11 protein-coding genes are annotated in these 13,703 nt (G+C 37.3%); 8 read left to right on the top strand and 3 right to left on the bottom strand.

Features of this window, described 5'->3' with window-relative positions:
• Positions 1-119: 119 nt before the first annotated feature.
• Positions 120-947, bottom strand: a complete 828-nt coding sequence (locus J4Q03_RS15400; protein ID WP_426049018.1) for an ion transporter — start codon at positions 945-947, stop codon at positions 120-122.
• Between the two features lie 61 nt (positions 948-1,008).
• On the opposite strand from J4Q03_RS15400, the gene J4Q03_RS15395 reads away from it, so the two are divergent.
• Both J4Q03_RS15395 and J4Q03_RS15390 read left to right on the top strand, forming a co-directional pair.
• A complete protein-coding gene (locus tag J4Q03_RS15395; RefSeq protein WP_426049017.1) occupies positions 1,009-2,106 on the top strand; it encodes a Nif3-like dinuclear metal center hexameric protein in 1,098 nt (365 codons plus the stop codon).
• Between the two features lie 2 nt (positions 2,107-2,108).
• Positions 2,109-2,885, top strand: a complete 777-nt coding sequence (locus J4Q03_RS15390; protein ID WP_426049016.1) for a zinc ribbon domain-containing protein — start codon at positions 2,109-2,111, stop codon at positions 2,883-2,885.
• A gap of 153 nt (positions 2,886-3,038) precedes the next feature.
• Here the strand turns inward: J4Q03_RS15390 and J4Q03_RS15385 are convergent, their stop codons facing one another.
• Complete coding sequence (locus J4Q03_RS15385; protein WP_426049015.1) at positions 3,039-4,817, bottom strand: AMP-dependent synthetase/ligase; 1,779 nt, start codon at positions 4,815-4,817, stop codon at positions 3,039-3,041.
• 222 nt (positions 4,818-5,039) lie between these two features.
• On the opposite strand from J4Q03_RS15385, the gene J4Q03_RS15380 reads away from it, so the two are divergent.
• The gene (locus J4Q03_RS15380; protein WP_426049014.1) at positions 5,040-6,179 is read left to right on the top strand and encodes an acyl-CoA dehydrogenase; all 1,140 of its coding nucleotides are present in this window, start codon (positions 5,040-5,042) and stop codon (positions 6,177-6,179) included.
• Between the two features lie 23 nt (positions 6,180-6,202).
• Complete coding sequence (locus tag J4Q03_RS15375) at positions 6,203-6,568, top strand: hypothetical protein (RefSeq protein ID WP_034704893.1); 366 nt, start codon at positions 6,203-6,205, stop codon at positions 6,566-6,568.
• A gap of 177 nt (positions 6,569-6,745) precedes the next feature.
• Here J4Q03_RS15375 and J4Q03_RS15370 read toward each other — a convergent pair whose 3' ends face one another.
• On the bottom strand, positions 6,746-7,696 hold the full coding sequence (locus J4Q03_RS15370; RefSeq protein WP_426049013.1) for a DUF4349 domain-containing protein: 951 nt from the start codon (positions 7,694-7,696) through the stop codon (positions 6,746-6,748).
• A 379-nt stretch (positions 7,697-8,075) separates the two neighbouring features.
• On the opposite strand from J4Q03_RS15370, the gene J4Q03_RS15365 reads away from it, so the two are divergent.
• From J4Q03_RS15365 to J4Q03_RS15350, 4 genes are all read left to right on the top strand, one after another.
• On the top strand, positions 8,076-8,474 hold the full coding sequence (locus J4Q03_RS15365) for a hypothetical protein (protein ID WP_426049012.1): 399 nt from the start codon (positions 8,076-8,078) through the stop codon (positions 8,472-8,474).
• 9 nt (positions 8,475-8,483) lie between these two features.
• Positions 8,484-10,745, top strand: a complete 2,262-nt coding sequence (locus J4Q03_RS15360; RefSeq protein WP_426049011.1) for a reprolysin-like metallopeptidase — start codon at positions 8,484-8,486, stop codon at positions 10,743-10,745.
• 84 nt (positions 10,746-10,829) lie between these two features.
• Positions 10,830-11,324, top strand: coding sequence for a hypothetical protein (locus J4Q03_RS15355; RefSeq protein ID WP_426049010.1), 495 nt, complete (start codon positions 10,830-10,832; stop codon positions 11,322-11,324).
• A 15-nt stretch (positions 11,325-11,339) separates the two neighbouring features.
• Entirely contained in the window at positions 11,340-13,658 is a 2,319-nt protein-coding gene (locus tag J4Q03_RS15350; RefSeq protein WP_426049009.1) for a reprolysin-like metallopeptidase, read from the top strand.
• Positions 13,659-13,703 lie beyond the last annotated feature (45 nt).

The following is a 13,703-nucleotide window of genomic DNA, read 5'->3' as shown; positions in this document are numbered from 1 at the left end:
AATGACCATTAATACAACTAAAGAGAAAAGGATGATCACCAGGCTGTTAGGCTTATTTTTCTTTTGTGGTTCCATGATTTTGTGGTATTTGGTTAATAGATTAATATCAATACCAAATACTAAGCTAATTTCTTGCCACACTGTTTACAGTATCGTGCATCATCATCTATATCTTCATTGCCGCATTGGTCACAGATCTTCTCCAGATTTTGTCTTTTGTTCCGCATTTCTGCCGTTACAATTCCTGTAGGAACTGCAATAATAGAATACCCTGCAAGCATTAAAATAACAGCAAAAAATTTACCCATTGGAGTAATAGGGGAAACGTCTCCGTAACCCACTGTAGTTACGGTAACCACTGCCCAGTAAATAGACTGTGGAATCGTTTCAAAACCCGGCCTTCCGCCTTCCACCATAAACATCATCGAGCCAACAATCACTGAAAAAATAATCAGGAAAAGGAGGAAAATGTAGATCTTTCTGGAGCTGTTCTTTAAGGCGCGGACGATAAGGTAACCATCGTTCATAAAATCCAGAAGATTGAAGATTCTGAAAATCCTCAGCATCCTCAGCATTCTGAAGATAAGGAAATACTTGGTGACAGGAAAGAAAAAGCTGAGGTAAAAAGGAACCAGCGCAAGAAAATCTATGATTCCGAAAAAACTGAAAATATAATGCTTTTTATTTTTCACAACACTGATCCGCATCCAGTATTCAACCGTGAAAAAAATAGAAATAATCCATTCCAGGATCAGAAATGTATAGTGAAATCGTTTGTCAAGCTGAGGAACACTTTCCATCATAATAATGGCAGTGCTTATCAGGATAAGAGATAATAAGGTAATGTCGAATAATTTTCCTAACCTGGTATCGGCACGGTAGATTACTCTGTAAAGAAATCTTTTCCAAAGCTTGTCTTCAGGAACAAGATTGTGTTCTCTTTCCATTTTTAATGTTTTTCAAAATTAACAAATTATCGTTATTTTCGTAGCAAACATACAGAATAAAATGACAATAAGTGAAGTAATTTCAAAAATAGAAAACCGTATTCCCCTGCAGCAGGCAGAAGATTTTGACAATGTAGGGCTGCTGTGTGGAGTTCCCGGCCGGAATGTCAGTGGAATACTGGTATGCCATGATGCTTTGGAAAATGTTGTAGATGAGGCTATTCAGAAAAACTGTAATCTGATTGTATGTTTTCATCCTATTATTTTTTCAGGATTAAAATCTCTGACCGGGAAAAATTATGTCGAAAGAGCCCTATTGAAAGCGATTGAAAATAAAATTGCCATTTATGCTATTCATACGGCATTTGATAATGACTTCTTTGGAGTTAACCATGAAATTTGCAGTCAGTTGGGATTAAAAAACCTCAGAATCCTTCAGCCTAAAAAAAATAATTTAAAACAGCTGAGCGTATTGGTTCCAAAGGATTATTCTGAAAAAGTGAAAGAAGCACTGTTCGCTGCAGGAGCGGGAAATATCGGCTTTTATGATGAATGCAGCTTTACTTTGAATGGAAACGGAACATTCAGGCCTGTTGAAGGTTCAAATCCGTTCTCCGGACAGCAGGACATCCGTGAAAATGCGGATGAAGATATGATCTCCGTTATTTTTGAAGATTATAAAAAAGGAAAGATTATTTCCGCCATGAAAACTGCCCATCCATATGAAGAAGTAGCCCATCAGATATATCAGCTGGATAATGAAAACCAGCATTCAGGATTGGGAATGTACGGAGATTTTGAAGAAGAAATGGAGGAGCAGGATTTTTTAAGAATGGTGAAAGAAAAATTTAACCTTGAAATCATTAAACATTCCGATTTTACCCATAAAAGAATCAGGAGAGTAGGCGTTCTCGGAGGTTCCGGAGCCAGCGGAATAAAAGCTGCTTTATCACAAAAATGCGATGCCTATCTTACAGGAGATATCAAATACCATGACTATTTCCGGGCAGAATCCAAAATGTTGATCTGTGACATAGGGCATTATGAATCCGAACAATTTGTAACTCAACAATTATTTGAAATTTTGTCACAAAAATTTAGTACATTTGCAATTTCAAAATCTATTGAAAAAACAAACCCAGTAAATTATTTCATTTAAATATGGCAAAAACCAACGATATTTCAGTTGAAGAAAAATTAAGAGCTTTATACGATTTGCAGATCATTGATTCAAGATTGGATGAAATCCGAAATACCAGAGGAGAATTGCCAATTGAAGTTGAGGATCTTGAAATTGAGATCGAAGGACTTGAAAAAAGAGCTGAAAAATTTCATGCAGACATCAAAGATCAGGACGACCAGATCAAAACAAAGCATGAAGTAATTAACCATGCAAAAACTTTAATTGAAAAGTACAAATCTCAGCAGGATAATGTAAGAAACAATAAAGAGTTTGAAGCATTAGGAAAAGAAATAGAATTCCAGGATCTTGAAATTCAGCTTGCTGAAAAAAGAATTAAAGAATTCGCAGTTAAAATTGCTCACAAAAATGAAACTTTAAGTGAACTTAACGAGAAAATCAGCGACCTTAAGAACCATTTAAAATTCAAGAAAGAAGAATTGGATGGTCTTGTATCTGAAACTCAGAAAGAAGAAGAATACTTAATAGAGCAGTCTAAAGAGTATGCAGCTAAGATTGACGAAAGATTGCTTGCTTCATACAACAGGATCAGAAAGAGCTCTATCAACGGATTAGCTGTTGTAGGACTGGAAAGAGGAGCACCGAAAGGATCATTCTTTACTATTCCTCCTCAGAAGCAGATGGAAATTGCTCAGAGAAAGAAAATTATTATCGATGAGCACTCTGGAAAAATCCTTGTAGATGATGAATTGGTAATGGAAGAAAACGAAAGAATGAAATCTGTAATTAAATTTTAATTACACTTCAAAATAATAAAAATGTGCTTCAGCAATGAAGCACATTTTTTTGTTTGATATAATCTGAATACCCAATAGGATCAGAATTTTACCGCTCACATCATATAAGGATTAAAAAAAGCTGCTTCATTTCTGAAACAGCTTAATGTATTTTTATTCGTGATGTTCGTACATTTTATTGTACAGATCTATAAATTTCTCTTTTATTGCTTTCCTTTTAAGCTTTAAGGTAGGCGTAAGCAGTCCCGTATCGATGGCCCATACTTCAGGGGTCAGTTCAATTTTTTTGATCTTTTCCCAGTTTCCGAGATGCTCATTGATGTTTTCTATCTCCTTTTCAATTCTTTCCTTTAATTCAGGGCTTTTGGCAATTTCTGCAGGAGTGGAACCAATATTCAGGTTATTTCTCATTGCCCAGTTTTTAGCAAACTCAAAATCAGGCTGTACCAAAGCACACGGCATTTTTTCACCGTCTCCCACTACCATGATCTGTTCAATGAATTTTGAAGCTTTTGCCTGGTTTTCAATTGTTTGAGGAGCAATGTATTTCCCGCCTGAAGTTTTAAACATCTCTTTTTTACGGTCAGTGATCTGCAGGAATCCTTCACTGTCAACGTGTCCGATGTCCCCTGTTTTGAAAAAACCATCCTCCGTAAAAGCTTCCTTGGTTAAATCTTCGGCTTTAAAATATCCTTTGAAGATAGAAGGTCCTTTTACTGTAATTTCGCCATCTTCCTGGATCTTTACCTGGAGATTGTCCAACGGTCTGCCAACGGTGCCGATCTTCATTTTATCAAAGCTGTTTACAGAAATAACCGGTGAAGTTTCGGTTAAGCCATATCCCTCTAAGATAGGAATCCCCGCATTCTGAAACATCAGGTTTAATCTTGTGGACAGCGCTGCAGAACCGGAAACCAAGGTAATGATTTCCCCACCCAGACCTTCTCTCCATTTAGAAAACACCAGTTTATCTGCAATAATTCCCTGCAATCCTGAAGGTTTCGTAATTTCTTTTTTCTTGCTGATTAAATTTAATGCCCAGAAGAAGATTTTTGATTTCAGTCCGCCGGCTGAAGAACCTGTGTTATAGATCTTGTCATATACTTTTTCTACCAGTCTGGGAACAACACTCATATAGTGTGGTTTTACTTCTTTTACGTTTTCACCCATTTTTTCAATGCTTTCGGCGAAATAAACAGAAAAACCGTTATACTGGAAAAGATAAAAAAGCATTCTTTCAAAAATATGACAGATCGGAAGAAAACTCAGGACTCTTGTATCCTTATAATCCAGGCTTTTTTTCTTAGGGATTCTTGGAAGAGATCCCAATACATTAGAAACAATATTATGGTGGGTAAGCATTACTCCTTTTGGTCTTCCCGTTGTTCCGGAAGTGTATATAATGGTCGCCAGATCCTCAGAATTAATGGCATTGGAAAGATCTTCCACTTCAATCTGAGTGGAGTCGTCCTCCCCAAGATCCATAATTTCTTTCCAGTTGGCAGCTCCGCTTATCGTGTCAAAAGTGAAAATTCCTTGCAGTGAAGGGATATTGTGTTTTACCTTCATCACTTTATTAAGCAATTCTTTATCAGATACAAAACAATACTGTATTTCAGCATTATTAAATATAAACTCATAATCTTCAGGAGAAATACTCGGATAAACCGGAACGGAAACAACACCGATTTGGGAGAGTCCAAAATCCATAACCGCCCATTCCGTACGGGAATTGGTGGTGATCAGAGCAATTTTGTCTCCAGGTTTTATCCCCAGTTTTAAAAGTCCTCTGGATATTTTATTTCCCTGATTGATAAATTCCAGTGTTGAAGTTTTTTTCCACTCACCCTGATACTTAGTCACAAACATATCTGTTTTAGGAAATTTTTCCAAAGCATAGCGTGGAATATCGAATAATCTTTTGATTGTCATGATTTTTTAAGCAATTTTTAAAGAATTTTAAATATAAGCATTTTTTTTAATTGTAGTAATCAGAAATCACTAATTGACAATTAATTGAATGCCTGCCATAATATCAGGGACTTTTAACGATTATTTCTGTGAAAGTTTGAAACTGGCCACCTCTAACTTCCAATTCTATTTTCAGATTTCGTTAAAAAGTGTAAATTTACGGCTATCTAATTATTATTTTTTATGGACTTTAATTTATCGGAAGAACAGCTGATGATTCAGCAGGCTGCAAGAGATTTTGCACAAAATGAACTATTACCTGAAGTTATAGAAAGAGATCGCGATCAGAAATTTCCTACAGAACAAGTAAAGAAAATGGGTGAAATGGGGCTTTTGGGAATGATGGTAGACCCTAAGTACGGAGGTGCAGGAATGGATAGCGTTTCTTACGTTTTGGCAATGGAGGAGATTGCAAAGATAGATGCCTCTGCAGCTGTGGTAATGTCCGTAAATAACTCTCTGGTATGTGCAGGTCTTGAAAAATTTGCTTCCGAAGAACAGAAAGTGAAATATCTTACTCCTCTTGCCAGCGGAAAGGTAATTGGCGCTTTTGCATTATCTGAGCCTGAAGCAGGTTCTGATGCTACTTCCCAAAAAACAACCGCTGAAGACAAAGGAGATTATTATCTTTTGAACGGTATCAAGAACTGGATCACGAATGGAGGAACAGCTTCTTATTATATTGTAATCGCACAGACAGATCCGGAGAAAAAACATAAAGGAATCAACGCTTTTATCGTTGAAAGAGGATGGGAAGGTTTTGAAGTTGGAGTAAAAGAGGACAAACTGGGAATCAGAGGAAGTGATACCCATTCTTTGATCTTCAATAATGTAAAAGTACCGAAAGAAAACAGAATCGGAGAAGACGGGTTCGGATTCAATTTTGCAATGGCCGTATTGAACGGAGGAAGAATAGGTATTGCTTCCCAGGCTTTGGGTATTGCTTCAGGAGCTTATGAATTGGCTTTAAAATATGCTAAAACAAGAAAAGCTTTCAAAACTGAAATCATCAATCACCAGGCAATTGCATTTAAATTGGCAGATATGGCTACCCAGATTACTGCAGCAAGAATGTTATGTTTCAAGGCGGCGTTCGAGAAAGATTCAGGTAAAGATATCTCTGAAAGCGGTGCAATGGCTAAATTATACGCTTCCCAGGTGGCAATGGATACTACTATTGAAGCAGTACAGATTCACGGTGGATACGGATATGTGAAAGAATATCACGTAGAAAGAATGATGAGAGATGCGAAGATCACGCAGATCTACGAAGGTACTTCTGAGATTCAGAAAATTGTGATTTCCAGAAGCATCGCAAAATAAATTTAATATAAAAACGCACTCCTATGAAAAAAACTTTGTGGATCAGTCTCGGTGTAATTCTTCTTCTGATAGGTGTAACAGTATGGTATAAATACTATTTCGTCTTTGGAGAAGGGGTAAAATCCGGCTATCTGAATTATGCCATGAAAAAAGGCTATGTTTTCAAAACCTACGAAGGGAAACTGATCCAGGAAGGTTTTGGAAAAGGAAAAACAGGAACCATTACAAGCTATGAATTTGAATTTTCTGTAGAAGATCCTGAAATTTTTAAACAGCTGGAAACCAACAGCGGCAAAACTTTTGATCTTCATTACAAAGAATACAATGGAGCGCTTCCATGGAGAGGAAACACAAAGTTTATCGTAGACAAAGTAGTGAACATGAAATAGCGAAAGGCTCCCGATCGGGAGCCTTTCTTTTACAAACTACTTTTATAATAATCAAGCTGAATACATGATGCAGTCCTGCTGATAAATACAAGCTGTTTTAAATATACAAAGAAGAAGCTCCGCAGGGACCTGACTTTTATTAAAATAATATTAAAAAGCATCTTCAATGACCCTGTTTTATTGGGCATGATTATCCGTATTTTTTTTAGTCTTCTTTTTGTAAAAGTAATATCCTATTCCGCCGATCAGAAATAAAGGCCATAACGGAAGAATAAAAAGAAAGACCGAAGTAATCACATCCCAGCCCGATGAAACTGCCGCCAGTGATTTTTCGCCGAAAGTTTTAGGTTCTTTTTCATACGCTGACTTATCAGTAAGAGTTACGGTTATAGTGCACAAAGTATTCTCTTCGTAGCTGTTTCCGGAAACCTGTATATTTTTAGTCTCAACATCACCAATTTCACTCAGGTCATTCATTAAGCTGTCAAAATTACGGATAGGAACTTTAATGTCCATATAATATACCCTTTGGCTGTTTTCTTCGTAAGATGAGCTCCTGTTAGCAGCTTCAGCAGTATTATAAGAAAGCTCTTCACTTTTTACATAGCCATTGTTTTTTACAGTTTCTTCTTTGACAAGTTCTTTTACCGTTTCCGCGTTATCCGCTTTTACAGAAAGAATACCTGTTTTTACCATTTTATTTTTAAGCTCATAGCTGTCATTCCGGGGCTTGTCTTTGTACACGATCCTGGTTTCTTTGATCACTTTCGGAGCCGGGACATGAACAACGATCTTCTCAGCCTTTTTCTCTGTTGAATCTTTTTTCTCAATCTTCGATTCCAATTTTGTTGAGGCAATTTTATCGGTTAAAGAATCTACCATCTTAGAAGTATTTTCTATTTTCTGCTGAATTTCGCCTTTGGCATCCTCAAAATCTTTTATTCTGACGTTGGCCGAGTCCAGAACTTTATCCGCGGTATTGTTGATAGAATTGACGGTTTCATTCACCGCTGCGGCAGTGCTGTCTGTGGCATGTAAAGTGTCTTCTATCCTGGATGTTGCCGCTTCCCCTTTTTTACACATAATAAACGTGCCTGACACGGCAAGAAGTAATATGAACTTTTTCATAACATTAATTTTTTTGATGAAGTAAAATTAGTGGCGGATGGAGCCATACTTTTGTAAATAGAAAGTATTCTTCTGGTAAAAATTTAAGAACTTAAAAATCAACACTTTGTAATTGTTTTACAAAAGATTTACAAATGAGTGTTATTTTAAATTTGTTTCTGAGATTATATTTTATAATTGCGAGTCTCCAGAAGATTTAGAATAAATGAGCTGCTTATTGTCTCGTTTTAAGAATTGTAGGTGTGGAAATGATAACAGAAAATAGTGTGTTTATGCCTGAAAAGTTTTTATATTTGTTATTATGGGTCTATTTATTAAAAGTTTTCTTTTTTTGAATTTTTTCGATTTTTTGCTGATTAACTGTGCTGATTACAAAAATATGGCGCAGATAAATTATCAGAATAAAAATCAGGATAAAGTAGAATTTACTGAAATCAGACGGCTTAATCTTAAAACGGATCTGAAAGAATATACAGTCATTACTTCCACAAAAGGAATTAAAGATCTGTACATGAACCTCAATGATTCAAAATATTCCAGATCAGCTCCGATTCCTGTTTTAGAAGAGGGAGAGTACTTTTTAGTCTTAAAGCCTACACTGAGAAAAATAAAGAACGGCGATATTGAAATTGAAAAACTGGAAACGAACACTTCCACACTTACCGTTTTTTATAAGGAAGTTGAAAGTCAGGAATACAAAGAGAAAAAACAATCCGATCCTATACTGATCGTGAAAATTACGGGGAGTCCCAAAAAAATCAAATTAACCATACAATAATATTATATAATGAAAAGAAAATTATTATTTCTGACAAGCCTCCTGGTCCTTTCAGGAACAGCCGCGGCACAGCAGAATACCTGGAACAGGGCCTCACAGAAAAGCGTAAAAGAAACAAGAGAAAGAGGCGTACGAACTGTAGACTATCAATTGGTCAGCCTGAATACTGAGGAGATGAAACATCAGCTTTCTCTGGCTCCGGACAGAAGTAGCCTTTCTTCAGAGAAAGGAATTCTTGTAAAATTCCCCAATGATCAGGGAACATTTGACACCTACGAAATATTTGAAGCATCTACAATGCATCCTGAACTTCAGGCAAGATATTCCGATATAAAGTCATATTCAGGGCAAAAGGTAGGGGACCCCACTACAAACATAAGATTTACTTATGATCCATATTTTGGACTGAATGCGGTAGTGAAAGGAATAAAAGGAATGTACTATATAGATTCGTATTCTCAGGATAACAAAGTTTATATGGTATATGACAGAAAGAATGCACTTTCTCAAAACCGTTTCGACTGTCTGTTTAAAGGAGATTCGCCTTTAATTGATCTCGCTCCCGACGTACATGGTAAAACAGTTGTAGACGGATTGATGCGTAAATACAGATTGGCTATTACTACAACCATAGAATATACAGCCTATGCTGCACAACAGGCTGGCGTAAGTAATGGAACGGATGCCCAGAAAAAAGCAGCTGTACTTGCAGCAGTTAATCTAGCAGTAGCACGTCTTAATCAGGTATTTGAAAATGAAATTTCAGTGTCTTTACAACTCGTTGCTAATACTGATCAGTTGTTTTTTATTGCTTCAGATACTTTTGATGCATTGGATGCCTATCAGATGATTGATGAGAATATTACGGTGACTAATAATGCAATTGGCGTCAATAATTATGATATTGGGCATGTATTTTTCCAGGCTGGTCAGGGTAACGATAATGGACTTGCTTATACACCTGCAATTTGTGGCAATGAGAAAGCCGGAGGTGTTACAGGTTCATCGGCGCCTGTAGGGGATCCTTTTGTTATTGATTTTGTTGCGCACGAAATGGGACATCAGTTTGGGGCCAATCACACTCAGAATAATGGCTGTAACAGAAATACAGCAACATCAGTAGAGCCGGGAAGTGCAAGTTCCATCATGGGATATGCAGGGATCTGTTCTCCAAATGTACAGAATAACAGTGATGCTTATTTCCATGCCGTAAGTATTCGTGAGATGTATACCAGAATTACAGGATCAGGAGGAAACTGCTCAGTGAATACAGCAACAGGAAATAGCGAGCCTACCGCAAATGCCGGGCCGGACAGAACAATTCCAATAGGAACTCCATTTGCTTTAACAGGCGTAGGCTCTGATCCGGATGGTGATGCCATTACCTATAACTGGGAACAAATTGATACCGGTGCTGCAACAATGCCTCCAAGACCTACAAATGCAATAGGACCTATGTTCAGATCGATGTGGGCAACAACATCTCCTACAAGATATTTCCCAAGACTTTCAACGATTATAGAAGGATATGATCCTACTATTATTATAGCTGCAAACTATAGATCGTGGGAAAAACTATCGACCGTAGCAAGACCTTTAACTTTCTCTTTATTGGTGAGAGATAATAAACCGGTTGGCGGACAGACTGGGCGTGATGATGTCCAGCTTACAGTATCTACAGCTGCCGGGCCATTTACAGTAACTTCCCAGAATGCAGGAGGAGTTGCCTGGAATGTAGGAGCCTCGCAGACAATTACATGGAACGTTGCCAATACCAACGCAGCTCCCGTAAATACAGCAAATGTAATGATCCTGCTTTCCAAAGACGGAGGACTCACGTTCCCTCATACACTTGTAGCGAGCACACCAAACAACGGTTCTTACACATTCAATGTTCCGGCCGGTTTAGGGACCAGTTCAACGGCAAGAATAATGATTAAAGCAATTGATAATGTGTTTTTAAATGTGAATACAACAAATTTTACCATCAATTCTACATTAGGAACCAGTGAAACTGAAAAAGCTGAAGAAGGAATAAAAATTTATCCGAATCCTTCAAAAGGAATCTTTACTATTGAAACCGAAGCAGGGAACGGTATTTCGTACACGGTATATGCAATGGACGGAAAACTGGTCAAGGCGGCTAAAGAGGTAAAAGGAAGTAAGATTCACGAAGAAGTTAACCTGTCTTTCCTTCCATCAGGGGTTTATATAGTTCAGGTAGAAAAAGACGGCCAAAAAATTTCTAAAAAGTTGATTATTAAAAAATAATTTAAGCTTTTGCTATAAAAATAAACCGTTCAATAATTCCATTGAACGGTTTTAATATTTACATTTGCTTATTAATATTTTCTGATGAAAAGAGTATTTTTGTTAATCTTTCTGTTGTTTCTGTTTGGATTTGGAGGCGGATCAGCCTGTACAAACCTTTCTGCCACAAAAAATGTTGTAGAAACAGAATCGGTAATGAGTAAAAATAATAATGAAATAAAATTTTCAGAAGTACGGAGACTGAATAAAAATATACCATTAAAAGAGTATACAATTTTGCAGTCTTTTGAGGAGACACTAAAATTATACAGTGTAATGCAGGATGAAAGGTTTTCCCGGTCACAACCAATTCCTACACTGTCTGAAAATGAGTTTCTTCTTGTGCTGAAACCTACATTGAAAACACAGCAATACGGTGATATTGAAATAGAGAAGCTAGAAGAGGAGAAATCTGTTTTAAAGGTTTATTATAAAGAAATTAATAACGAAGAATATTTATTGAATAAAGAAAAGAATCCCATACTGATTCTTAAAATAGAAGGGAAAGTTCCTTCAGGTGTTAAACTGATAACCTCTTAATTTATAAAAAATCAAATGAAGAAAAAATTACTTGTTCTGGGTACCTTACTCATGTTTTCGGCAGTGGGGTTTGCTCAAAAAAATCATTGGAAAAAGCTTGACTCAAAAATCACCACTGAGATTCGTGAAAGTAATGTAAGAATTACAGATTTTGTTTTGTTTAAACTTAATGTTAGTGAGATTCAAAGTCAACTTAAAAATTTGCCGGACAGTGACCTGCATTTGTCCCGAAAAGGAGTATTGCTGAACTTTCCCAACCTTGAAGGAGGTTTTGATACCTATGAGATTTTCGAATCATCAACGATGCATCCCGACCTTCAGAACAGATATTCTGAAATTCGGTCTTATACTGGCTTCAAAAAAGGGGACAAATCAGCAAGTTTAAAGTTTACCATAGATCCTTATTTTGGATTTAACGGTATGATCAGAAATAATCAGGGAATTTATTATATTGATTCTTACACAAAAGATAATAAGGTTTATAAACTTTATGACAGGAAAAATGCTTCATCTCCCGGTCAGTTTGAATGTCATTTTAATGGAGACAGCGAACAGAATGAATCAGCCTTAAATGTCCAGAAAACAGTTATTGACGCATTACATAGAAAATACAGGCTGGCTATTACAACAACGACAGAATATACTGCTTATATTGCAGGGCAGGCTGGTGTAGGTTCAGGAACGGATGCTCAGAAAAAAGCGGCGGTTCTTGCTGCTGTTAACCTGGCTGTAACAAGATTAAACGAAGTTTTTGAAAAAGATATTTCAGTAAGACTGCAGCTTATTCCAAATACAGATGCTTTATTCTTTATCAGTACAGATACTTTTAATACCCTGAATGCAGGCCAGATGCTTAACGAAAATATCACGGTTACGAATACCATTATTGGTGCTGCCAACTACGATATCGGACACTTATTCTTTCAGGCCAATGCAGGAAATGATAACGGTTTAGCAGCCACTCCTTCCATTTGCGGAAACAGTAAGGCGGGTGGAGTTACAGGGTCTGCAGTTCCGGTAGGTGATCCTTTTGTCATAGATTATGTAGCCCATGAAATGGGACACCAGTTTGGGGCAAACCATACCCAAAATAATAGCTGTAACAGAAACACACCCACATCAATAGAGCCGGGAAGTGCAAGCTCTATTATGGGATACGCCGGTATATGTCCTCCAAATGTACAGGCCCACAGTGATGCTTATTTCCATGCAGTAAGTATTGCAGAAATGTATACCAGATTAACTACAGGTTCTACTTCTAACTGCGGCGTTAAAACGCCAATTGCAAACGCAGAGCCAATTGTAAATGCCGGCACAGATAAAAGCATACCGAAAAGTACACCCTTTATGCTGACAGCAACTGCAACAGATGCGGATAATGATGCTCTTACGTATACCTGGGAACAAATTGATTTTGGGGCTGCAGCTATGCCACCCCAGCCGGTAAATGGAGTGGGGCCTCTTTTTAGATCTGTAACGCCTACAGCATCACCTTCAAGATACTTTCCCAGACTGTCAACCATTGTTTCCGGCTATGATCCTGCCATTGTAACTCCTACAGATGTAAAAGCATGGGAGAAACTTGCTTCCAGAGGGAGAGATCTTAATTTTTCGGTTCTTGTAAGGGATAATAATTCTCTGGGAGGGCAGACAGGACGCGATGATGTGAAACTTACCGTTGTGGATACTGCGGGACCTTTTGTGGTTACCTCACAAAACACAGCAGGAGTTGTTTGGAGTGAAGGTCAGTCCTATGCAATTACATGGGATGTTGCCAATACAACAGCTGCACCGGTTAGCACTTCTAATGTAACGATCCTGTTGTCAAAAGACGGCGGTCTTACTTTCCCGACTGTTTTGGTCCCAAGCGCCCCTAATAATGGTTCTTATAATTATACTGTTCCGGGCGGCCTTGGAACAATTTCTAATAATGCCAGAATCATGGTGAAAGCTGTGAATAACGTATTTTTAAATGTCAATTCGCAAAATTTTACAATTAATTCATCAGCGGTAGTAAATCCCGGAGGTGGTACCCCAGGAACAGCTCCTATAAGAATATACAAGGGTCTGATGATATATCCGGTACCTTCAAATGATGGTTATGTTTACATTAAAGCTGATTTTCCTAGGCAGATCCCACTGCGTCCTTACGTGATTACTTACGAATTATTTTCAATGGATGGAAAACTGATTGTTCCTAAAAAAACCAAATATATATTTGACCAAGATCTGGAACAGATTAACTTAAAACATTTGCCTACTGAATCCTATATGATTCATGTTACTGTAGATGGAGAGAAAATTGTTAAGAAATTAATGATGATACCTAAGTAGTTCATTCAAATAGATTCTATAAAAAAACCGTTCAGATGAACGGTT

It is taken from the genome of Chryseobacterium sp. NFX27 (assembly GCF_049887855.1).
Lineage (GTDB): Bacteria > Bacteroidota > Bacteroidia > Flavobacteriales > Weeksellaceae > Chryseobacterium.
Note: the sequence above shows the minus strand (reverse complement) of the source record. Positions and strands in the feature narration are given on the sequence as shown.

What these genes read in the sequence shown, in the direction of transcription:
- J4Q03_RS15400 (WP_426049018.1), bottom strand. Translation starts at nt 947, where the DNA reads ATGGAAAGAGAACACAATCTTGTTCCTGAAGACAAGCTTTGGAAAAGA.
- J4Q03_RS15395 (WP_426049017.1), top strand. Translation starts at nt 1,009, where the DNA reads ATGACAATAAGTGAAGTAATTTCAAAAATAGAAAACCGTATTCCCCTG.
- J4Q03_RS15390 (WP_426049016.1), top strand. Translation starts at nt 2,109, where the DNA reads ATGGCAAAAACCAACGATATTTCAGTTGAAGAAAAATTAAGAGCTTTA.
- J4Q03_RS15385 (WP_426049015.1), bottom strand. Translation starts at nt 4,817, where the DNA reads ATGACAATCAAAAGATTATTCGATATTCCACGCTATGCTTTGGAAAAA.
- J4Q03_RS15380 (WP_426049014.1), top strand. Translation starts at nt 5,040, where the DNA reads ATGGACTTTAATTTATCGGAAGAACAGCTGATGATTCAGCAGGCTGCA.
- J4Q03_RS15375 (WP_034704893.1), top strand. Translation starts at nt 6,203, where the DNA reads ATGAAAAAAACTTTGTGGATCAGTCTCGGTGTAATTCTTCTTCTGATA.
- J4Q03_RS15370 (WP_426049013.1), bottom strand. Translation starts at nt 7,696, where the DNA reads ATGAAAAAGTTCATATTACTTCTTGCCGTGTCAGGCACGTTTATTATG.
- J4Q03_RS15365 (WP_426049012.1), top strand. Translation starts at nt 8,076, where the DNA reads ATGGCGCAGATAAATTATCAGAATAAAAATCAGGATAAAGTAGAATTT.
- J4Q03_RS15360 (WP_426049011.1), top strand. Translation starts at nt 8,484, where the DNA reads ATGAAAAGAAAATTATTATTTCTGACAAGCCTCCTGGTCCTTTCAGGA.
- J4Q03_RS15355 (WP_426049010.1), top strand. Translation starts at nt 10,830, where the DNA reads ATGAAAAGAGTATTTTTGTTAATCTTTCTGTTGTTTCTGTTTGGATTT.
- J4Q03_RS15350 (WP_426049009.1), top strand. Translation starts at nt 11,340, where the DNA reads ATGAAGAAAAAATTACTTGTTCTGGGTACCTTACTCATGTTTTCGGCA.